Source organism: Kurthia sp. YJT4 (assembly GCF_030219945.1).
GTDB classification, from domain to species: domain Bacteria; phylum Bacillota; class Bacilli; order Bacillales_A; family Planococcaceae; genus Kurthia; species Kurthia gibsonii.
Genome location: NZ_CP126689.1, coordinates 3,102,858 through 3,123,893 on the forward strand (window position 1 = coordinate 3,102,858; position 21,036 = coordinate 3,123,893).

Consider the following 21,036-nt stretch of genomic DNA (forward strand, 5'->3'; position numbering starts at 1 on the left):
CATTACTCCTGTTCAGGATTTCTCAAATAGTACCCCACACCACGACGTGTTACAATCCATGCTGGATGACTTGGATTATCCTCAATTTTTTCACGTAGACGTCGAATTGTTACGTCAACTGTTCGTACATCACCGAAATAGTCATAACCCCAAACAGTTTGTAATAAATGTTCTCGTGTCATCACTTGTCCGATATGTTTCGCTAAATAATGTAACAATTCAAATTCACGATGTGTTAATTCAATTGTTTCATCTCTCTTTAAAACTAAATAAGCTTCTGGTTGGATTGTCAATGAACCTACAACAATATCATTTGAAGACTCTTCTTCCTCTTCAACAGTCGCTGTTGTTTGATGGCGACGCATATTTGCTTTGACACGCGCAACTAACTCACGTGTACTAAACGGCTTCGTTACATAATCATCCGCACCAAGCTCTAAACCCAAAACTTTATCAATTTCAGAGTCTTTCGCTGTAATCATAATAATTGGTGTGTCGTATTTTTTACGTACCTCACGCACTACTTCCATACCATCACGTTTTGGTAACATGATGTCTAATAAGATTAAATCTGGTTTTTCTGCTTCTACTTTTTCTAAAGCTTCATCACCATCATAAGCTGTTACTACACTGTAACCTTCTTTTGTTAAATTAAATTGTAATATATCTGCAATCGGTTTTTCATCATCCACTACTAAGATTTTCTTATCCAAATTCTTTCATCCTTTCTCTCTAAAATACACTGTTTTATTTACATTCACTCTCTATTTACTCTAACATGATTTCAATTCTGACGCACCTTTAGGTAATATTTTGTAATTTATTCCCCAGGAAATATTATAATACATAAGAATGAACTCTTCTAACTTATCATATATTATAAATACTACCTATTTTGAAATTGTATTGTAAAGAAATTGAAACTTTCTATACATATACTTTTGTTATGAAAATAATCCAAAAGGGTACTATTCGACATGAATCAACTTCATTTTCCAAACATTTAAGGAAAGGTGGCCCATCTATGGTTAAGAATCGTACATTACTTCTCATTGCTTGTTTTGTATGGCTTATTGCAGGAATTAATATTGTACGCATTGGCTTACTTGCTTATGTTGGACATATAACTATCCTCAATATTATTTTATCAATTATTGTCTTTTGTTTGTTTTGGTTTTTGATTTTTAATCGCCTCGTTAATAAACATACGATTCGAATTGCTGGCTATGAGACAGAAAAACAATATTTTTGGTATTTCTTTGATTTAAAATCGTTTATTATCATGGCTGTTATGATGACACTCGGTATTACCATTCGTGTCATGAATTTAATGCCCGAATCCTTTATTGCATATTTCTATACAGGTTTAGGCACAGCCTTAACCCTTGCAGGAATTAAATTCGGGATTCGTTATCTTCGTTTTGATACGTAGGTATAAAAAAGCAGGAACCGCTTCTCATGCGATTCCTGCTTTCTTTATATGATACTAAATCTCGTCCCAAATATTTAATAATACATTCGTTTGATCACGGTCAGGACCAACTGAGAATGTAGCAATTCGAATACCTGTTAATTCACTTACACGCTCTACATACTTACGTGCGTTTTCTGGTAAATCTTCTAAACGACGAACACCTGTGATATCTTCGTCCCATCCAGGAAGTTCTTCATAAATCGGTTTGCATTGTTCAATAATGTGTAAGTTTGCAGGATATTCTGTAATACGTTCACCATTGTAATCGTAAGCTACACAAATTTTCACTGTATCTAAACCTGATAAAACGTCAATTGAGTTTAGTGCTAGGTCTGTAATACCTGAAACACGACGTGAGTGACGTACAACCACTGTATCAAACCAACCAACACGGCGTGGACGACCTGTTGTTGTACCGTATTCACGACCGACTTCGCGAATTTGGTTTCCTACTTCATCAAATAGTTCAGTTGGGAATGGACCATCACCTACACGTGAAGTATATGCTTTTGATACGCCGATTACACGATTAATAGAAGCTGGGCCAACACCTGTACCTGTTGTAACACCACCTGCTACTGGGTTTGAAGATGTTACATATGGATATGTTCCATGATCTACATCTAATAGTACGCCTTGAGCACCTTCAAATAATACTTTGCCGCCTTCATCCATGACATCATTTAAGATCTTAGAAGTATCTGTTACATAAGGAGCAATCTCTTGACCATACGCATAGAATTTTTCAAAAATATCACCAAACGCTAATCCTTCTACTTCGTAGAATTTCGTGAATAAACGGTTTTTCAATTCTAAGTTTGTACGTAATTTTTCTTCAAATACATCCTTATCAAGTAAGTCTGCAATACGAATACCAATACGTTGTACTTTATCTGTATAACATGGCCCAATACCTTTACATGTTGTACCGATTTTTGCATCGCCACGTGAAGCTTCGTCTACTTTATCTTGATGAATGTGGTACGGTAAAATGACGTGCGCACGATTTGAAATACGTAGATTTGACGTATCCACACCACGTTCTTGCAATCCTTTTAATTCTTTTACTAAAGATTCTGGATTGATTACCATTCCATTGCCCATTACCGAGCGCTTATCTGAATAAAAAATACCTGATGGAATTAAATGAAGCTTATATGTTTCGCCTTCGAATTGAATTGTATGACCTGCATTGTCACCGCCTGAAAAACGTGCAATGATATCTGCTTGTTTTGAAAGAAAGTCTGTAATCTTCCCTTTACCTTCGTCTCCCCATTGCGTTCCTACTACTACTACTGATGTCATTTTATACAGCACCTCCGTCAGATACTTTGTGTATCCTGATTAAAAACAAAAGTTATTTTAACAACCATCTTCTAAAAAGTCAATTAAAAATACGAACAGATTTCATTTTTACAATTGAAAATGTTCGTATTTAATGTTAGTAACTCGCTGGTGGTGATTCTTGAGACCAATCAACACTCACAAACTTATTAAATTCTTTTTTAAATGCTAATTTTACTGTATCTGTTGGACCATTACGTTGCTTTGCTACAATAATCTCAATTGTATTAGCATCTTCCGTTTCTTTATCATAATAGTCTTCACGATATAAGAAAGCAACGATATCCGCATCTTGCTCAATCGAACCTGATTCACGTAAATCAGACATCATCGGACGTTTATCTTGTCGTTGCTCTACACCACGTGATAACTGCGATAAAGCAATAACAGGTACTTCAAGCTCCCTAGCAAGTGCTTTAAGAGAACGTGAAATCTCAGAAACCTCTTGTTGACGGTTCTGCCCTGATGAACCACTACCCTGAATTAACTGAAGATAATCAATTAAGATCATCCCAAGACCACTTTCTTGTTTTAAGCGCCGACATTTAGCTCGAATTTCATTTACACGGACACCAGCCGCATCATCAATATAAATACCTGCATGCGATAAACTTCCCATAGCCATCGTTAATTTTCGCCAGTCTTCTGTTGTTAATGCACCTGTACGTAATACTTGTGCATCAATATTACCTTCAGCACACAACATACGCATAACAAGTTGATCTGCACCCATCTCTAGTGAGAATATGGCTACATTCTCAGTTGTTTGCGTCCCTACTGCTTGTGCAACATTCAAGGCAAATGCTGTCTTACCTACAGATGGTCTGGCTGCTACAATGATGAGATCACCACGCTGAAAACCAGCTGTTAAGCGATCTAAGTCGCGGAAACCTGTTGGAATACCCGTAATGTCTCCTTTACGATTTTGGAGCTTTTCCACATTCTCGTACGTCTGTACAAGAACATCTTTTACATGCTTAAAGTCCCCTGAATTACTACGATTGGCTACTTCCATTATTTGCTTTTCAGCTTCAGCTAATAATTCTGCTACTTCATCTTCTCTTGTAAAACTATCTTCTACAATTTTTGTAGCTGTACGAATTAACTTACGCAGTAATGATTTTTGGGCAACGATTTCTGAATAGTACGCGATGTTAGCCGCTGTCGGTACGGCATTGGCTAATTCCGTCATATATGAAATACCACCGACATCGTCCAATTGATTACGGCTTGAAAGTTCTTCCGTTACGGTTACGACATCGATGGCTTTTCCTAAATCACTCAAGCGTAGCATCGTTTCAAAAATCAAACGATGCGCTGCTTGATAAAAATCATCTGCTAATAATGTTTCAGAGGCTGTAATTAAAGCCTGTGGTTCAAGGAAGATCGCACCCAATACTGATTGCTCAGCTTCTTGGTTGTGCGGTGGAATACGGTCCATTAATGGATCATTATTCATATTTGTCTCCCCTTATTTTTGCTCTGTTACATGCACTTTCAATGTTGCTGTAACTTCTGGATGTAATTTCACAGGAACTTTTGTTACACCCAATGTACGAATTGCTTCTGGTAAATCCATTTTGCGCTTATCTACTTTAATACCATGCGCTTTATTTAATTCATCTGCAATTTGTTTTGATGTAATTGAACCAAATAGACGACCACCTTCGCCTGTTTTTGATTTTAATTCTACTGTTAATTCTTCTACTTTTACTTTTAAATCTTTAGCAGCTTGTAATTCTGCTTCTGCGTTTTGCTGCTCTTTACGCTTTTGACCTTGTAATTGGCTCATTGCTTGAGGTGTAGCTTCTACAGCTGATTTATTTTTTAATAATACGTTACGTGCGTAACCATCTGATACTTCTTTAACCTCACCTTTTTTACCTTGTCCTTTAACGTCTTTTAAGAAAATTACTTTCATGATTCTTGACTCCCCTCTAATGTTTCATCAATTGCTTTCTTTAAACGTTCGATTGCTTCTTCGATGGTATCCACTTGTAATTGTGTAGCTGCATTTGTTAAATGACCGCCACCTCCAAGTGCTTCCATAATGATTTGAACGTTAATCTCGCCTAAAGAGCGTGCGCTAATACCTATTTTACCATCACTTCTCGGTGCGACAACAAAGGACGCTGAAATGTCTTTCATCGTAAGTAAAATATCAGCCGTTTGTGCAATTAATACTGAATTATATACTTGGTCTTTTTCACCATGTGCAATCACAATGCCATTATGCACAAATTCTGCTGTTTTGACAATTTGTGCGCGTTCTAAATACGTATTTAAATCTTCTTTTAGTAAGCGTTGAACTAGAATAGTATCTGCACCGTTTGTTCGTAAATATGATGCAGCCTCAAACGTCCTAGCACCCGTTCTAAGCGTAAATGATTTCGTATCGACAATAATCCCTGCTAGTAGTGCTGTTGCTTCTAACATCGAAATCTTATCGTTCTTAGGTTGGTATTCGAGTAATTCTGTGATTAGTTCTGCTGTTGAAGAAGCATATGGCTCCATATATACAAGCATTGGACGGTCAATAAATTCCTCACCACGGCGATGATGGTCAATCACGACAACCTTACTCGCTTGATTTACAATGCGTTCATCAATCGTCATACTCGGCTTATGTGTATCGACAATGACAACGAGCGACTTATCTGTCATTTTATCCAATACTTGATCTGGTGATAAAAATCGATCGTACAAATCAGACTTATCTTTAACAACTTGCATTAAACGATTAATACTTTGATCAATTTGTTCAAAATCGATGACAACGTATCCATCAACTTTATTCATATCCGCCATCTTTCGTACACCAATAGATGAACCAATCGCATCCATATCAGGCATCTTATGCCCCATTACAAATACTTGGTCACTATCTTGAATCAAATCACGTAAAGCATGTGAGATAACACGTGCTCTTACACGCGTACGTTTTTCTACAGGGTTTGTTTTACCACCATAGAATCTCACCTTTCCATCAGGTTGTTTAATCGCAACCTGATCTCCACCACGTCCTAAAACAAGATCTAAACTCGATTGTGCTAACTCGCCTAACTCTGTTAAAGAAGGTGAGCCAGCGCCTACACCAATACTTAATGTAAGTGATAAGTTTTGCTGAGCAGTGATTTCACGAATATCATCTAAAATTGCAAATTTCTTTTTTTCTAAATTCGATAAAATGGATTCATTCATAACCGCCATAAAACGATCTGACGAAATACGTTTAATATAAATATCGTGATAGGATCCCCACTTATTCACAAGTGATGTAATCAACGTGTTCGTCTGACTACGTGTTTGGTCATCCATACCTTGCGTAATTTCATCATAGTTATCAATAAATAGTATAGCTAAAACTGTACGATCTTCATAATACAATTCTTCAATTTCAACTTGCTCTGTAATATCAAAGAAATATAGAAGTTTCTCTTCTCTTTTGAATAATACACGATATTGACGATCTTCCACTGTCGCGTTCATTTCATGTAAATCTTCATGTGCTGTTAATGACATTAGTTCCTCTGATATAAAGGATAAATCACGACCAATTAATTCATCACCGTTCATCATCTTTTTAATATATGGATTTGCCCATTCAATCGTTGTTTCATCATCAATTAAGATGATTCCAATGGGCATTTCAAGCAATGCTTTTTCACCCACATTCTCTAAACGATAACTTAGCATCGCAATATGACGTTCCGTTTCCTCGTATGTGTTTTTCTCATACTTCCAAGAAACAAATGTCGTAGCAATTACTAAAATTCCGTATAACGTACCAATAATTGGATGCCAGACAGTAAGGCCCACAATACTTACAATCATCAACAGCGATAAAATTAAAAGAGGATATCTTATTGGTCTTTGTCTAAATCGAGTACCCATAGTTCTCATCTCCTATTTTGTCTTCTTATCGCCTAGTAATGCGCGAAGTCCAAATCCTAAATCTATTATACCCAGTAACGTGATAAACGAATTCAATGGAATTGCAAAAATTGTTGCAACCCATGCTACTGCTTTTGGCATTTCAGAACGTGCTACCATAAAGTGAATAAATGAAACACCCTGTAAAAAGAATAACATCGACAATAATAAATATGCATTTACATAAACAAGATATAGATATGTACCATCTTCAGGTTTCACAATAAATTGCACTAATAAAATAGCAAAATAAAAGAGTAGTAACATTCTTGGTAGTCTTAAGTCTTTGATTGGTGGAAACTTTGGTACAGGAACACGCAATTTTTTTATAACAGGGAAATTAATTGTGATTAATAACCACGCTAAAATAAATGTCGACAAAAATAACATAGCAGGCATTGTATCTGTGAACATTTTCACAATATTTGCGGCCATTTCATTCGTAAATGTCGATTTAGTATTTGTTAATTTAGCCATTTGCTCTGATAATTCCACATTTTTATACACAGCCGACTTTAACTGCTTTAATGTATCTGTAATTAAATTAATACCTGTAAACTGCATATAAGCAACAATAATTCCAGCCATCGCTACCAACGTAGCTAAACTCGTCGCTAAAAACACTTCTGTTTTACTTCTTTTGTTATGCAATGTATAACCGATTGCGAGACCAATAATAGCAAATAAAGCACTAATCAACATTGCTAATATACCTACAATTAAGAAGTTCACCATTGTACCCGCTACAATGACAAGTAATCCACTTTTCCATGAATAACGATACACGTACAAAATAATCGGTAATGGAATAAACCATGTAAAAATAAGTGAAATGACAGGTAAACTACTTAGCAGTGTTAAAAGTACAAACATTGCGGCCATCATTGCACCTGTTGTTAGCTGCCGAACTTTAGGATCTTGCGTCATTTTTAATCTTCCTTTTTTGTTTCAACATGAATATTTTATCTGTTTATTGTACCATGTTTCCCAATTGCAAACAAAAAAGCAAATGACTACTTTCAAAAGACATATATTAGAAAATCGCATAAAAAAAAGACCAGGACAATATGCCCTAGTCTCTCTCAATTACTTATTTATCATCAGTTGTGAATGGAAGTAAAGCCATTACGCGTGAAGTTTTGATAGCAAGTGTTAATTTACGTTGGTATTTCGCACTTGTACCTGTTACACGACGAGGAAGAATTTTTCCTCGTTCAGAGATGAATTTTTTTAGTAAATCAACATCTTTGTAATCGATGTGTTTAATGTTGTTAGCAGTGAAATAGCAAACTTTACGGCGTTTGCGGCCTCCTCTACGTGGTGCCATAGTATATGTCCCCTCCTTGTTTAAATTTGTACACGATTAGAATGGTAAATCGTCATCTGAGATGTCAACTTTACCTTGATCATTTGGCATCGCAAATGGATCTTGTTCTACACGTGTATAGTTTTGTTGATTTGGTGATTGATTTTGCTGATAATTGTTTTGCTGTGGTGCTTGGTTATACGATTGACCGCCACCATACGATGGTTGGTCACCAAATTGTTGGTTCGTTTGTGGAGCACCGCCGCCTGCATTGCGAGGTTCTAAGAACTGTACGCTATCTGCAACAACTTCAGTTGTGTAAACTTTTTTACCATCTTGACCATCATAACTACCTGTTTGGATGCGACCCTCAACACCCGCTAAAGAACCTTTACGAAGGAAATTAGCTGTGTTTTCGGCTTGCTTACGCCAAACGACGATATTAATGAAGTCTGCTTGTCTTTCGCCTTGTTGGTTCGAGAATGTACGGTTTACAGCAAGTGTAAAACGTGCAACTGCTACACCAGATGGCGTATAACGAAGCTCTGGATCTTTTGTAAGTCTTCCAACTAATACAACACGGTTAATCATCAGAAATCAACCTCCTTATCTATTTTATATCGATGTTATTACTTTTCTTCTTCGCGAACAGCGATGTGGCGGATGATATCTTCGTTGATGTTAGCTAAACGAGTATACTCATCGATTGCCGCAGCTGGAGCAGTAACTTTCATGATTTGGTAGAAACCTTCACGGAAGTCATTGATTTCGTAAGCTAAACGACGTTTACCCCAATCTTTTGATTCATTAAGTTCTGCACCGTTTGAAGTTAAGATTGTGTTGAAACGTTCAACTAAAGCTGCTTTCGCTTCTTCTTCGATGTTTGGACGAATAATGTACATTAATTCGTATTTTCTCATTATTAAGCACCTCCTTATGGACTTAGGCCTAGACTCATTGAGTAAAGGCAAGGAGCTAGTATTTAATACTACTCACATCGTTAAATTGTAACATAGGGATATCCATAGTGCAATAACTTCATATCGAATATACTAAGAATAAAAGGAGATGATTTTTCATGGGAAATTTCGAAAAAGTCGGTGAATTTGAATTAAAAATCGAAGAAATCGTTAAACCTATGACACGATGGACAATCATTTTAACGCTATTTGTATTAGTTCTTCAATTTGTAATCCATCAAAATTTCAGATTTACGATTATCAATTTTCTAATCGGTACATTAATTGTCATTCTACTTTACATACTCTTTATGTTTTTACATGAAATTTGTCATCTCATTGGTTTTGTACTATTTGGACACGCTCCTTTAAAAAGTTTGAAAATGGGCGTGAACTTACAAATGGGTGTAGCTTATGCTACAACAACAAAATTAATGCCAAATAAAGCGATGCGAAAAGCACTTCTACTACCTTTTTGGGTGACAGGAGTAGTTCCTACTATTTGCGGCATTTATTTTGATTACACACCACTTACATTAGTGGGTGCTTGGCTTATGGTAGGTGCAATTGGTGATTTTTATATGTACAAACAATTAAAACGTATAGATGATGCCTACTATATTCAAGATGATACTGAGCATCCTAAACTACATTTCTATACAAAAAAACTCGAAACCGATTGATTTCGAGTTTTCTTTATTTTATACGTTGAATAAGAATTCCATTACATCGCCGTCTTGTACAACATATTCTTTACCTTCTAAACGTAAACGTCCAGCTTCTTTTGCTGCTGGTTTTGAACCATATTCTACTAAATCATCAAATGATACCGTTTCTGCACGGATAAATCCACGCTCAAAATCAGAGTGAATAATACCAGCACATTGTGGTGCTTTCATACCTTTACGGAATGTCCAAGCACGTACTTCTTGTACACCTGCAGTAAAGTATGTAGCTAAACCTAATAAGCTATATGCTGCTTTAATTAATTGATCTAAACCTGATTCTTCAATCCCTAATTCTTCTAAGAACATTGCTTTTTCTTCATCATCTAATTGTGCAATCTCTTCCTCAATCTTCGCACAAACAACGATTACTTCAGCGCCTTCTTTAGCTGCATATTCACGAACTTGTTTTACATATTCATTTTCTTCTGAATCTGATACTTCATCTTCAGAAACGTTCGCTACATAAAGAGCAGGTTTTAAAGTTAGTAGGCTTAAACCTTTTACAATTTTCTTTTCTTCATCTGTTAGTTCAACAGAGCGAGCTGGCATTTCGTTCGCAAAAGCATCTTTTAGCTTTTCAAGAACTGCTGCTTCTTCCATTGATTCTTTATCTTTTTGTTTCGCTAATTTACTTACTTTTGCGTAGCGTTTATCCACAGATTCTAAATCAGCTAGGATTAATTCTAAGTTAATTACTTCGATGTCGCTGATTGGATCTACTTTACCTGCTACGTGTGTAATATTCTCATCTTCAAAGCAGCGAACTACTTGTGTAATCGCATCTACTTCACGAATATGAGATAAGAATTTATTTCCTAAACCTTCACCTTGGCTAGCGCCTTTTACAATACCCGCGATGTCTGTAAATTCAAAAGAAGTTGGAACTGTTTTCTTTGGTTCAACTAATTCTGTTAATTTATCAAGACGTGCATCAGGTACTTCCACGATTCCTACGTTTGGATCAATTGTTGCGAATGGATAGTTTGCAGCAAGTGCTCCTGCTTTTGTAATTGCATTAAATAATGTTGATTTACCTACGTTTGGTAAACCGACAATACCGGCTGTTAAAGCCATATATGTCACAACCCTTCAGTTTGTTTGTTTTCAAATTTTCAACTCGTCTTATTATAGTGACTTCTATCGTAAAAGTCTAATTGTCTTCTGGATTCGCTTGTACAAGTACTTTTTTCATTTTTTTCTCAAATTCACGACGTGGAATCATCACGCTATGTTGACATCCAACACATTTAATTCGAATGTCTGCACCTAATCGAATAATCTTCCATTCGTTTGTGCCACATGGATGTGCTTTTTTCATTTCAACGATATCGCCTAAATTATACACTTTTGCTTGCACTCTTATTTTTCCTCCTCTTTATTTTTTGTAGTATCTCGTTCATAAACCATCATTTTAGGATATGGAATTTCAATATGATTTTCATCAAAAATTTCTTTAATATCTTTACGTATTAAATTAGCTGTAGCAAAGTGACGCATTGGTAATGTTTCGACTGACATACGTAATGTAATTTCTGCTCCATTCACATTTTGAACACCTAATAAATTAGGTCGTGTCACGACATCTTCATAACGTTCCACTAAACCGTCTAGATATTCTTCAATTAACCGTTCAGCTTTGTTGATATCTGCATTGTATGCCACACTAATATCCACAATTGCAACGGAGTTATTCACAGAGCAGTTAACAACTTCTAAAATGGAGCCATTCGGAATAATATTTATCTCGCCTTCAATTCCACGAATTTTTGTAGTGCGTAATCCAATTTCAATAACTGTTCCCTGTACTCCAGCAACTTTAATGAAGTCCCCAACACCAAATTGATCCTCAAATATAATGAAGAACCCTGTAATAACATCTTTTACTAAACTTTGCGCACCGAATCCAACTGCTAAACCAACAATACCAGCTCCTGCCAATAATCCAGCAACTTTTACTTGCATAACAGATAAAATGGCTAAAATGGCTGTAAAGTACACAACATACGTAATGACGCTTTGAAGTAATTTCAAAATCGTTTCATATCGACGTTCACGCTGCTGCGTCATTTTTGCAGGTGCGTGAATCCGTAAATCAAATGCTTTTTTTATCATATGATTTCCGAGCTTTACTAAAATAATTGAACAAATTGTAATGGCAATAATTTTTAACAATCCTGTTCCTAATGCCACCCACATATCCTCATCTGTTAGCTTATTCATAACCCATTTATATAATTGACTTTTGGCATCTCCATACAAATTAGACAAATAAAATCCCTCACTTTCACTCGTTTGATTATATAAAAATTATGTTATAGATGCGATAAATCACTATGGAGATTTTATAAAATTTTAATTTAAGTCAAACGATTCCTTTAATTGTGCAGAAGATTTTATTGCACTGCTTTTTATATCCTATTACTTTTCAAGTATTTCTAAAATGCGTTCTAAATCGTCTTCTGAGAAAAATTCAATTTCAATTTTCCCTTTTTTCTTTCCTTTTGTGATTACAACACTTGTTCCAAAGACATCACGCAATTGATCTTCACGCTCTTGTAAAAATAAATCCTTTTTAGGTTTTTCTTTCGTTTCACGTGAAACATCTTCATTATATTGTTGAACAAGCGCTTCTAACTGACGAACATTTAATCCTTGTTGAACAACTTTAGCTGCTACTTGTGAAATGAGCTTATTGCGTTTTAAACCTAGTAATGTACGACCATGTCCTGGTGTAATTATTTGTTCTGCTATTAATTGTTGAACATCTTTTGGTAACGATAGTAAGCGAACTTGATTCGCAATATAGGGACGGCTTTTTCCTAAACGCTGTGCCAATTTTTCTTGTGTAAAATTCAAGTTCTCCATTAAATTTTGATAGGCCTCTGCTTCTTCCAATGCTGTTAAATCTTCACGCTGTAAATTTTCTAAAATAGCTAACTCCATCATTTGTTGTTGATCGAATTCGCGAATAATTGCCGGAATTTCTTTTTGCAAAGCCATTTTAGCAGCTCTAAATCGTCGTTCTCCTACAACTAGTTCATAGCCTTTTCCTTGTTTACGAACAACTACTGGTTGTAAAACCCCATGTTCTTTAATTGATTCTGCTAATTCTTCTAGCGCTTCTTTTTTAAATTCTTTACGTGGTTGATACGGGTTTGGTTTAATATCACGTACTGGAATCTTCTCAACTTTTTCCCCTGCAACTACTTCATCTGTATTAAATAAGGCATTTAATCCTTTTCCTAAACCTTTAGCCAATCTGATTCACTTCCTTTGCTAATTCTAAATAAACGAGCGCACCTTTTGATTTTGCATCATATTCTAAAATAGATTCGCCATGACTTGGTGCTTCACTCAAACGAACATTTCTTGGAATAACTGTTTGATAAACTTGATTACCAAAAAATTGACGCACTTCATCTGCTACTTGTGTGCTTAAGTTTGTTCTTATATCAAACATTGTGAGTAAAACACCAGCAATTTTCAAATCTTGATTCAAATGTTTTTGTACTAATGTAATTGTGGATAATAACTGACTCAAACCTTCTAAAGCATAATATTCACATTGCACTGGAATCATTACTTCATCCGATGCTGTCAGTGCGTTTAACGTTAATAATCCTAAAGATGGTGGACAATCAATTACAATATAATCAAACTGATCCTTTATTTCTTCTAACGCTTTCTTTAAACGCGATTCACGTGAAATAATAGAGACTAATTCAATTTCTGCACCTGCAAGCGCGATTGTCGTCGGTACAATGGATAGATTAGATGTATTGGTTTTATGTATAACTTGATTGATGTGTACATCTCGAACTAATACGTCATAAATAGATTGTTCGATTGTACTTTTATCCACACCTAATCCACTTGTTGCATTTCCTTGTGGATCTAAATCAACAATTAAAACACGTTGTCCTAAACTAGCCAAACCTGCACTCAAATTAATCGTTGTGGTTGTTTTACCAACACCGCCTTTTTGATTAGCCATCGCAATTACACGTACCATATAAATTCCACCATCCCTTAATTGTCTGTATTTTCTATATTCTATCAAATTTTTTTCAGTATAAGTATATGAAAAAGGGAAACAGCTCATATGTCTGCTTCCCTTTTACGCAATTTATTTTTTATTTTTTGGTATCTTTACAGTAATTTGATAATACTCATCATGTTCTTCTTCTTCTGCTTTTACATCAATACCTGTTTTATTAACAAGGGTTAATGATTCACGAATTGTATTTAAAGCAATACGAACATCACGACTAACAGACTTCCTTTTAACACGTGGTTTCTTCACCTTTTCAATTGGCTCTAGAATTTCACGAATCCGCTGTTCTAACTGACGCACATTGTAGTCTTGTTCCTTAATTTCTTCTAATAATTGCAATTGCAATTCTTCATTTTTCAAAGGAACTAATGCACGAGCATGACGCTCAGAGATTTCACGTTTTAAAATAGACTCTTTAATTTGCTCAGGTAATTTTAATAGACGCAATTTATTTGCGACAGTCGATTGGCCCTTACCTAAACGTTGCGCTAACGCTTCCTGTGTTAATTCATGTAGCTCTAGCAACTGTTGAAATGCTTGTGCTTCTTCAATTGCTGTTAGTTCTTCTCGTTGAAGATTTTCGATTAATGCGACAGAAGCAGTCTCTTTATCTGACATCTCTCGAATAATAGCTGGGACTTCCACCCATTGTAATGACTTCATCGCACGATATCGGCGTTCACCTGCAATGATTTCGTAATCACCATTCTCCATTGTTCGTACAACAATTGGTTGAATAATCCCATGTGTATGAATTGTTCGAGCTAATTCTTCAATTTTGGAGTCATCAAAAATTGTACGTGGCTGGAAACGGTTCGGATGAATTTTACTAATTGGTAAGTTTAGCACATTTTCAGCTGACTCTTTCGTTACAGTTTTATCGCCGCCACCAAAAATACGTGATAAAGCACTTTTCAAGTTTAGCACCACCTTTTAACGATTATTTCAAGTATATCCTCATTCCACATCATTGTGATAAGTCGATTTTATGTCTGTTTTGTTGCGCAATACCTCTATTATAGTTTCTTTCTACAAAAAAAGTAAGATGACATATCGTTTCACATGAAACATTCGTTATTTAATAGGAGATTTATTCGGTGTTCCAGGTTTTCTTGGATATTTTTTTGGTGTTGCTTTTACTTTATCAAATACATAAATGGTACGTTCACTTTCCTCAACAGGTAACTCAAAAGCAACATGATGCACTAATTTACCACCTAATATAGTAATCGCTTTTTTAGCATCTTTTAATTCATCATCACCACTTGCAGCTTTCAATGCAAGGAATTTACCGCCTTCTTTAACAAGAGGTAAGCATAGTTCTGATAATACAGATAAACGTGCCACAGCTCTAGCAGTTACAAGCTCAAATTTTTCGCGGTATTGAGGATTTTGACCAAATTCTTCTGCTCTTGCATGTACAAATTCCACATGATCTAAACCAATCTCATCGCTTAAATGATTCAAGAATTGAATACGTTTATTCAAAGAATCCACAATCGTAATGTGTAAATGTGGATAACAAATTTTAATTGGTAAACTTGGGAAACCAGCCCCTGCACCTACATCACATACAGTTGTAACTTTTGTAAAATCAAAATGGAAACTTGCACTAATTGAATCGTAGAAGTGCTTTAGGTAAACAGATGGTTCATCTGTAATCGCTGTAAGATTCATTTTTTCATTCCATTCAACTAAAATTTCAAAGTAGCGACGGAATTGTTGAATTTGTTTTTCTGATAACTCAATACCTTGTTCTTTTAACGCTTGTATAAACTGTTCCTCGTTCATATTGTTCCCCTCTCATCTCGACTAAATTGATTTATGATTGTGCGATTTTAGCAATTTTACCTTGTTCAATATACACTAATAAAATTGAAATATCGGCTGGATTTACGCCTGAAATTCGTGATGCTTGTGCAACAGTTAATGGACGAATCTCTTTTAGCTTTTCACGTGCTTCTGTCGCAATTCCTGAAATGGCATCGTAATCAATTTGCTCTGGAATTTTCTTACCTTCCATTTTCTTAAGTTTTTCAACTTGTTGTAAAGCTTTTTCAATATAACCTTCGTACTTCACTTGAATTTCTACTTGTTCTTTCACATCTTCAGGTAATTCAGGAGCTTCTGTCACTTTAGCAACAAAATCATAATTTAATTCTGGACGTTTTAATAAATCTGTTCCATGAATACCATCTTTTAAAGGACTACTGCCCATTTCAGTTAAAGCTTCATTGACAAGACGTGGTTTTATGCCAAATTCAGCTAGACGATTAATTTCAGCTTTTACTAACTCACGCTTTTCAACAAATTTGTTATAACGCTCTTCAGAAACAAGACCTAATTCAAAAGCTTTTTCTGTTAAACGCATATCTGCATTATCGTGACGTAGTAATAAACGATATTCTGCACGTGATGTTAATAAACGATACGGTTCATTTGTACCTTTTGTAACTAAGTCATCAATTAAAACACCGATATAAGCATCTGCACGACCTAAAATAACTTCTTCTTTACCTAATACGCGCGCTGCTGCATTAATACCAGCCATCATTCCTTGACCTGCTGCTTCTTCATAACCAGAAGTACCATTAATTTGACCTGCTGTGTATAAGTTTTTAATCTTTTTCGTTTCAAGTGTTGGCCACAATTGTGTAGGAACTACTGCATCATACTCAATCGCATAACCTGCACGCATCATTTCAGCTTTTTCTAATCCTGGGATTGTCTCAAGCATTTTACGTTGAATATGTTCAGGTAAACTTGTGGATAAACCTTGTACATAAACTTCTTGTGTATTACGTCCTTCTGGTTCTAAGAACAGTTGGTGACGTGGTTTATCATTAAAACGTACAATTTTCGTTTCAATTGATGGACAATAACGTGGACCTGCACCTGTAATCACACCTGTGAACATTGGTGATGAATCTAAGTTATCATTAATAATTTGATGTGTTTCAGGACTTGTATATGTTAACCAACATGGAATTTGATCCATAATGAATTCAGTTGTTTCAAAACTGAATGCACGTGGCTCTTCATCGCCTGGTTGAATTTCTGTTTTTGAGTAATCAATTGTTTTACTATTTACGCGAGGTGGCGTACCTGTTTTAAAACGAACCATTTCAAACCCTAAATCACGCATATTATCTGCTAATTTAATCGATGGTTGTTGATTATTTGGACCTGATGAATATTTTAAGTCGCCAATAATAATTTCGCCGCGTAAAAATGTACCTGTTGTAATAACAACTGTTTCTGCACGATATACAGCACCAACTTGTGTAATTAATCCTTTAATTTCACCATCTTCAACGATTAACTCGTCTACCATTGCTTGGTGAATTGTTAAATTATCTTGTTCTTCTAATAATTGTTTCATAGCTTGTTGATATAAAACTTTATCTGCTTGCGCACGTAATGCACGTACAGCTGGACCTTTACCAGTATTCAGCATACGCATTTGAATATGAGTTTGGTCGATGACTTTTCCCATCGCGCCTCCCATTGCGTCAATTTCACGAACGACAATTCCTTTTGCCGGTCCACCAATTGATGGATTACATGGCATAAAAGCAATCATATCTAAATTAATTGTTAAAACGAGTGTTTTTGCTCCCATACGTGCTGAAGCATAAGCAGCTTCTACCCCTGCATGACCTGCTCCTACTACGATGACATCAAACGTGCCTGCTTCAAATGTGTTTGGCATGTTCGTACTTCCCTTCTTTTTTAAAAATAAATTTATTTTCCTAAACAGAATTGTGAGAATAACTGATTTAATAAACTTTCTTGCATTGTATCGCCGATAATTTCTCCAAGGATTTCCCATGTACGTGTTACATCAATTTGAATCATATCCACAGGCACATCTGCCTCTGCTGCATTAATCGCATCTGTGATACGATCTAATGCTTGATGCAGTAACGCAATATGACGTGAATTCGATACATACGTAGCATCTCCGGCATCAATTGAACCTTCAAAGAACATCGAAGAAATTGCTTCCTCTAAAGCGTCTACACCTTCTTCATTTAAAATAGATGTTGTAATCACACGACGATCCTTCGCTAAAGTCTTCACTTGATCTAAATCGATATTTTGTTCTAAATCTGTTTTATTTACAACGACAATATAATTCATATCTTGAATTGTTTCGAAAAGACGTAAATCTTCGTCTGTTAATGCTTGATTATAATTTACAACAAATAAAATGAGATCTGCTTCATGTAATACTTGGCGTGAACGTTCTACACCAATACGTTCTACAATATCTTCTGTTTCGCGAATACCTGCTGTATCCACAAGACGAAGTGGCACACCACGAACATTGACATACTCTTCAATGATATCACGAGTTGTTCCGGCAACATCTGTTACAATTGCTTTATTTTCTTGTACTAAACTATTTAAAAGTGATGATTTCCCCACATTTGGACGTCCTAAAATAACTGTGGATAAACCTTCACGTAAAATCTTACCTTGTGAAGAAGTTTGTAATAACTTTTCGATTTCACCTTTTACCCAATTTGATTTTTCAAGCATGAGTGGAATTGTCATTTCTTCCACATCATCATATTCTGGATAATCAATATTTACTTCAACTTGTGCCAACACTTCGATTAGTGCTTGGCGTAACTGTGTAATCAAACGAGACAATTTTCCGTCCATCTGTCCTAAAGCTACATTCATCGCGCGATCTGTTTTCGCACGAATTAAATCCATTACTGCTTCTGCTTGAGATAAATCAATTCGCCCATTTAAAAATGCGCGTTTTGTAAATTCGCCTGGTTCAGCCATGCGTGCACCGTTTCGTAAAATAAGTTGAAGTACACGATTCACAGTAACGAGACCACCATGACAGTTAATCTCAACTACATCCTCACGTGTAAAAGTTTTTGGCCCCTTCATAATTGAAACCATGACTTCTTCCACAACTTGTCCACTATCCACTTCTTTTAAATGACCATAATGAATTGTGTGAGATGGTGCTTCCATCAAACTTTTTCCACTCGGGGAATGAAATACACGATCAGCAATTGCAAATGCCTCTTCACCACTAATGCGTACAATCGCAATCGCCCCTTCTCCTGGTGGCGTAGAAATTGCCGCAATTGTATCAAATTCAAACATCTTTTGAATCCTCCTTGGATCTAATTTTCCGTAATTCACTAATGATATATGTTAACATAAATTCTTTTTTCACTACACTCATATTACTTCAAAAAATAAAGAGTCCTTCTCCGTAAAAACGTGAGAAGGACTCTTTCACAATCCTTTAATACTTATGAGCGAATCGGTTCAATTACTAAATGGCGACGGTTCGCGTCACCTTCAGAAAAAGTATCCACATCCAAACGTCTCGCTAACGAATGATGAATAATTTTTCTTTCACTAGATGGCATTGGTTCTAAATCAATACGTTTACCTGTGGATACAGCTTGATCAGCTAAACGATGTGCCAATTCAATTAATGCTTCTCTACGCTTTTGGCGATAGTTTTCCACATCTAATTCTAAAGTAAGGTAACGCGTTGCATATTTTTGTACAACTAACTGTGCAACTAGTTGAAGTGAGTTCAATGTTTGACCTCGTTTTCCAATTAACAGTGCTGCTTTCTCGCTTGATAATTGAATATGAATTGTTTTCTGCTTTTGTATAACATCCATTTGCAAGTCATGGATATCCATTTGCTTTACGATAGACTCAATATACGTTTTTGCTTCTTCAATTGCACGGGTGTCATCATGCTTTATTTGAACTTCTTCTTTTTCCACAGGGTTATCTACAGTTTGTGGATGAGCTTCATCATTTTCTACTTCTTCAATTTCTGGTTCAACCAATATTAATTTCTCTTTTACATGAACATGTGCATCGCGCGCACCAATGCCTAAAAAACCCTTTTTAGGCTCCTGTAAAATTTCTATTTCTACTTGGTCATGGGTCAAATCAAGTTTTTTCAAAGCATTCGCAACAGCTTCTTCCACTGTTTTCGCGACTTGGATCGATTCTTTCAATTGGGCCCCTCCTGTTGTTCGCAGGATGAAGTAATGTAGAAATCTTTTTAGTGATCGCCCCTGCGAGTCAATTCATTTTCTCTATTTTATCATGCTTATTCTGCTTAACTCTAGTAGTTCTCTTCAAAAATTTAGAGATTTTTAAAACATGTTCTAAACTCTTTTTTACTTCTTCAAAATTCATTGTGGCCGCCGGTTTTCTGGCGATAATGACGTAATCCATATCTTGACGTAACTCAAGATCTAGCTCGTGAAAGCTTTGTCGGATATAACGTTTAATTTGGTTTCGTGTTACGGCATTCCCTAACTTCTTACTCACAGATAAACCGATACGAAACTGTTCTTGCTCTTCTTTTGCTAAACCGTAAACAACAAATTGACGATTCGCAAAAGATTTACCTCTTCGAAATACTTTTTGAAAGTCATGTTCTGACTTCACTCTACGACTTTTTTTCATCGTTCACCTGCTCAACAATTATTGAATAGAGGTGTCCGTGCCAAAAATTGACACGAACCTCTCAAAAGAAAAAGACCACTGATGTTGGTCAGTGGACTTGCTTATGCTGATAATACTTTTCTACCTTTACGACGACGAGCTGCTAATACGCGACGACCGTTTTTAGAACTCATACGAGCACGGAAACCATGCACTTTGCTATGTTTACGTTTTTTTGGTTGGTATGTGCGTTTCATTGTGTAATACACCTCCTGTTGAAAGTCTAAAGTCCATTTATAAATGCTACAGACAGTCTTGCACATTATAGCGTTTTTATAAATAGTTTGTCAATACGGATCCCAAAAAGTCTGCTTCAAAAATACCCTGATTTTCATTGCTGAATAACAAATGAAATTTATCCACAAATCTCATTTTGGTTATACAGAAGGCTTGTGACTAAAAATTTTCAGATATTTTTTATCCACAGGCATTATCTACAAGTTTTTCACAAATTAATACCCTGTGGATAAAGTTATTCGAACAATAAATTCTTTCTGTGGATAAGTGCTTTAAATACTGATATATCAATCATTAAAGAACTTCCATTTTGTTGAAATGTTTGTATACAATTTTTCCCTTAATTCTATTTATCCACAATTTTCCACAACCTGTGGATAAAGTTATTTGCAACCTCTTAACAACACTTATCCACAGGTTGTTGCTATTGTGTATAATTCTATTTTCATGTATATTAAACATTGCGCTTTTATTTACATAAAAATTAA

23 protein-coding genes are annotated in these 21,036 nt (G+C 35.6%); 2 read left to right on the forward strand and 21 right to left on the reverse strand.

Features of this window, described 5'->3' with window-relative positions; translation table 11 throughout:
* Positions 1 to 2: 2 nt before the first annotated feature.
* Positions 3 to 713: a response regulator YycF gene (gene yycF / locus QN089_RS15555; RefSeq protein WP_068456927.1), complete on the reverse strand. Its 711-nt coding sequence runs from the start codon at positions 711 to 713 to the stop codon at positions 3 to 5.
* A gap of 311 nt (positions 714 to 1,024) precedes the next feature.
* Between yycF and QN089_RS15560 the strand changes: the two genes are divergently transcribed.
* On the forward strand, positions 1,025 to 1,432 hold the full coding sequence (locus QN089_RS15560) for a hypothetical protein (RefSeq protein WP_285215669.1): 408 nt from the start codon (positions 1,025 to 1,027) through the stop codon (positions 1,430 to 1,432).
* A 54-nt stretch (positions 1,433 to 1,486) separates the two neighbouring features.
* On the opposite strand, the gene QN089_RS15565 is transcribed toward QN089_RS15560, so the two are convergent.
* The 8 genes from QN089_RS15565 to rpsF all read right to left on the reverse strand — a co-directional run bounded on the left by QN089_RS15565 (position 1,487) and on the right by rpsF (position 8,977).
* Complete coding sequence (locus QN089_RS15565; RefSeq protein ID WP_285215670.1) at positions 1,487 to 2,779, reverse strand: adenylosuccinate synthase; 1,293 nt, start codon at positions 2,777 to 2,779, stop codon at positions 1,487 to 1,489.
* Between the two features lie 136 nt (positions 2,780 to 2,915).
* A complete protein-coding gene (dnaB, locus tag QN089_RS15570) occupies positions 2,916 to 4,277 on the reverse strand; it encodes a replicative DNA helicase (protein WP_068456918.1) in 1,362 nt (453 codons plus the stop codon).
* Positions 4,278 to 4,289: 12 nt separating this feature from the next.
* The gene (rplI, locus tag QN089_RS15575; protein WP_068456915.1) at positions 4,290 to 4,739 is read right to left on the reverse strand and encodes a 50S ribosomal protein L9; all 450 of its coding nucleotides are present in this window, start codon (positions 4,737 to 4,739) and stop codon (positions 4,290 to 4,292) included.
* Positions 4,736 to 6,712, reverse strand: coding sequence for a DHH family phosphoesterase (locus QN089_RS15580; RefSeq protein WP_285215671.1), 1,977 nt, complete (start codon positions 6,710 to 6,712; stop codon positions 4,736 to 4,738). The genes rplI and QN089_RS15580 overlap by 4 nt, the downstream gene beginning before the upstream one ends.
* Before the next feature lie 12 nt (positions 6,713 to 6,724).
* Complete coding sequence (locus tag QN089_RS15585; protein ID WP_068456909.1) at positions 6,725 to 7,678, reverse strand: YybS family protein; 954 nt, start codon at positions 7,676 to 7,678, stop codon at positions 6,725 to 6,727.
* 163 nt (positions 7,679 to 7,841) lie between these two features.
* The gene (rpsR, locus tag QN089_RS15590; protein ID WP_068456906.1) at positions 7,842 to 8,078 is read right to left on the reverse strand and encodes a 30S ribosomal protein S18; all 237 of its coding nucleotides are present in this window, start codon (positions 8,076 to 8,078) and stop codon (positions 7,842 to 7,844) included.
* A gap of 36 nt (positions 8,079 to 8,114) precedes the next feature.
* Positions 8,115 to 8,648, reverse strand: coding sequence for a single-stranded DNA-binding protein (gene ssb, locus QN089_RS15595; protein WP_068456903.1), 534 nt, complete (start codon positions 8,646 to 8,648; stop codon positions 8,115 to 8,117).
* Between the two features lie 38 nt (positions 8,649 to 8,686).
* Positions 8,687 to 8,977 (reverse strand): 30S ribosomal protein S6, encoded by a 291-nt coding sequence (rpsF, locus tag QN089_RS15600; protein WP_068456899.1) that lies wholly within the window; start codon positions 8,975 to 8,977, stop codon positions 8,687 to 8,689.
* A gap of 158 nt (positions 8,978 to 9,135) precedes the next feature.
* On the opposite strand from rpsF, the gene QN089_RS15605 reads away from it, so the two are divergent.
* On the forward strand, positions 9,136 to 9,699 hold the full coding sequence (locus QN089_RS15605; RefSeq protein ID WP_285215672.1) for a DUF3267 domain-containing protein: 564 nt from the start codon (positions 9,136 to 9,138) through the stop codon (positions 9,697 to 9,699).
* Between the two features lie 18 nt (positions 9,700 to 9,717).
* Here the strand turns inward: QN089_RS15605 and ychF are convergent, their stop codons facing one another.
* The 12 genes from ychF to rpmH all read right to left on the reverse strand — a co-directional run bounded on the left by ychF (position 9,718) and on the right by rpmH (position 20,508).
* Positions 9,718 to 10,818, reverse strand: a complete 1,101-nt coding sequence (ychF, locus tag QN089_RS15610; RefSeq protein ID WP_285215673.1) for a redox-regulated ATPase YchF — start codon at positions 10,816 to 10,818, stop codon at positions 9,718 to 9,720.
* 76 nt (positions 10,819 to 10,894) lie between these two features.
* Complete coding sequence (locus tag QN089_RS15615; RefSeq protein ID WP_068456891.1) at positions 10,895 to 11,101, reverse strand: DUF951 domain-containing protein; 207 nt, start codon at positions 11,099 to 11,101, stop codon at positions 10,895 to 10,897.
* A gap of 2 nt (positions 11,102 to 11,103) precedes the next feature.
* Complete coding sequence (locus QN089_RS15620) at positions 11,104 to 12,012, reverse strand: mechanosensitive ion channel family protein (RefSeq protein ID WP_231726963.1); 909 nt, start codon at positions 12,010 to 12,012, stop codon at positions 11,104 to 11,106.
* A 150-nt stretch (positions 12,013 to 12,162) separates the two neighbouring features.
* Entirely contained in the window at positions 12,163 to 13,002 is an 840-nt protein-coding gene (locus QN089_RS15625) for a ParB/RepB/Spo0J family partition protein (protein ID WP_285215674.1), read from the reverse strand.
* Complete coding sequence (locus QN089_RS15630; RefSeq protein WP_068456883.1) at positions 12,995 to 13,756, reverse strand: ParA family protein; 762 nt, start codon at positions 13,754 to 13,756, stop codon at positions 12,995 to 12,997. The genes QN089_RS15625 and QN089_RS15630 overlap by 8 nt, the downstream gene beginning before the upstream one ends.
* 114 nt (positions 13,757 to 13,870) lie before the next feature.
* Complete coding sequence (gene noc, locus QN089_RS15635) at positions 13,871 to 14,716, reverse strand: nucleoid occlusion protein (RefSeq protein ID WP_068456880.1); 846 nt, start codon at positions 14,714 to 14,716, stop codon at positions 13,871 to 13,873.
* 156 nt (positions 14,717 to 14,872) lie between these two features.
* Positions 14,873 to 15,589: a 16S rRNA (guanine(527)-N(7))-methyltransferase RsmG gene (gene rsmG, locus QN089_RS15640; protein WP_068456877.1), complete on the reverse strand. Its 717-nt coding sequence runs from the start codon at positions 15,587 to 15,589 to the stop codon at positions 14,873 to 14,875.
* 31 nt (positions 15,590 to 15,620) lie between these two features.
* Positions 15,621 to 17,510 carry a tRNA uridine-5-carboxymethylaminomethyl(34) synthesis enzyme MnmG gene (gene mnmG, locus QN089_RS15645; protein ID WP_285215675.1) on the reverse strand — a complete coding sequence of 630 codons (1,890 nt, stop codon included), beginning with the start codon at positions 17,508 to 17,510 and terminating at the stop codon, positions 15,621 to 15,623.
* Positions 17,511 to 17,542: 32 nt separating this feature from the next.
* Complete coding sequence (gene mnmE / locus QN089_RS15650; RefSeq protein ID WP_068456871.1) at positions 17,543 to 18,931, reverse strand: tRNA uridine-5-carboxymethylaminomethyl(34) synthesis GTPase MnmE; 1,389 nt, start codon at positions 18,929 to 18,931, stop codon at positions 17,543 to 17,545.
* A gap of 152 nt (positions 18,932 to 19,083) precedes the next feature.
* Positions 19,084 to 19,815, reverse strand: a complete 732-nt coding sequence (gene jag / locus QN089_RS15655) for an RNA-binding cell elongation regulator Jag/EloR (protein ID WP_068456868.1) — start codon at positions 19,813 to 19,815, stop codon at positions 19,084 to 19,086.
* A 67-nt stretch (positions 19,816 to 19,882) separates the two neighbouring features.
* On the reverse strand, positions 19,883 to 20,272 hold the full coding sequence (gene rnpA / locus QN089_RS15660) for a ribonuclease P protein component (RefSeq protein WP_087682065.1): 390 nt from the start codon (positions 20,270 to 20,272) through the stop codon (positions 19,883 to 19,885).
* 101 nt (positions 20,273 to 20,373) lie between these two features.
* Complete coding sequence (gene rpmH / locus QN089_RS15665; RefSeq protein WP_036200974.1) at positions 20,374 to 20,508, reverse strand: 50S ribosomal protein L34; 135 nt, start codon at positions 20,506 to 20,508, stop codon at positions 20,374 to 20,376.
* Positions 20,509 to 21,036: the final 528 nt, after the last annotated feature.

What these genes read in the sequence shown, in the direction of transcription:
- QN089_RS15560 (WP_285215669.1), top strand. Translation starts at nt 1,025, where the DNA reads ATGGTTAAGAATCGTACATTACTTCTCATTGCTTGTTTTGTATGGCTT.
- QN089_RS15565 (WP_285215670.1), bottom strand. Translation starts at nt 2,779, where the DNA reads ATGACATCAGTAGTAGTAGTAGGAACGCAATGGGGAGACGAAGGTAAA.
- dnaB (WP_068456918.1), bottom strand. Translation starts at nt 4,277, where the DNA reads ATGAATAATGATCCATTAATGGACCGTATTCCACCGCACAACCAAGAA.
- rplI (WP_068456915.1), bottom strand. Translation starts at nt 4,739, where the DNA reads ATGAAAGTAATTTTCTTAAAAGACGTTAAAGGACAAGGTAAAAAAGGT.
- QN089_RS15580 (WP_285215671.1), bottom strand. Translation starts at nt 6,712, where the DNA reads ATGGGTACTCGATTTAGACAAAGACCAATAAGATATCCTCTTTTAATT.
- QN089_RS15585 (WP_068456909.1), bottom strand. Translation starts at nt 7,678, where the DNA reads ATGACGCAAGATCCTAAAGTTCGGCAGCTAACAACAGGTGCAATGATG.
- rpsR (WP_068456906.1), bottom strand. Translation starts at nt 8,078, where the DNA reads ATGGCACCACGTAGAGGAGGCCGCAAACGCCGTAAAGTTTGCTATTTC.
- ssb (WP_068456903.1), bottom strand. Translation starts at nt 8,648, where the DNA reads ATGATTAACCGTGTTGTATTAGTTGGAAGACTTACAAAAGATCCAGAG.
- rpsF (WP_068456899.1), bottom strand. Translation starts at nt 8,977, where the DNA reads ATGAGAAAATACGAATTAATGTACATTATTCGTCCAAACATCGAAGAA.
- QN089_RS15605 (WP_285215672.1), top strand. Translation starts at nt 9,136, where the DNA reads ATGGGAAATTTCGAAAAAGTCGGTGAATTTGAATTAAAAATCGAAGAA.
- ychF (WP_285215673.1), bottom strand. Translation starts at nt 10,818, where the DNA reads ATGGCTTTAACAGCCGGTATTGTCGGTTTACCAAACGTAGGTAAATCA.
- QN089_RS15630 (WP_068456883.1), bottom strand. Translation starts at nt 13,756, where the DNA reads ATGGTACGTGTAATTGCGATGGCTAATCAAAAAGGCGGTGTTGGTAAA.
- rsmG (WP_068456877.1), bottom strand. Translation starts at nt 15,589, where the DNA reads ATGAACGAGGAACAGTTTATACAAGCGTTAAAAGAACAAGGTATTGAG.
- mnmG (WP_285215675.1), bottom strand. Translation starts at nt 17,510, where the DNA reads ATGCCAAACACATTTGAAGCAGGCACGTTTGATGTCATCGTAGTAGGA.
- mnmE (WP_068456871.1), bottom strand. Translation starts at nt 18,931, where the DNA reads ATGTTTGAATTTGATACAATTGCGGCAATTTCTACGCCACCAGGAGAA.
- rnpA (WP_087682065.1), bottom strand. Translation starts at nt 20,272, where the DNA reads ATGAAAAAAAGTCGTAGAGTGAAGTCAGAACATGACTTTCAAAAAGTA.
- rpmH (WP_036200974.1), bottom strand. Translation starts at nt 20,508, where the DNA reads ATGAAACGCACATACCAACCAAAAAAACGTAAACATAGCAAAGTGCAT.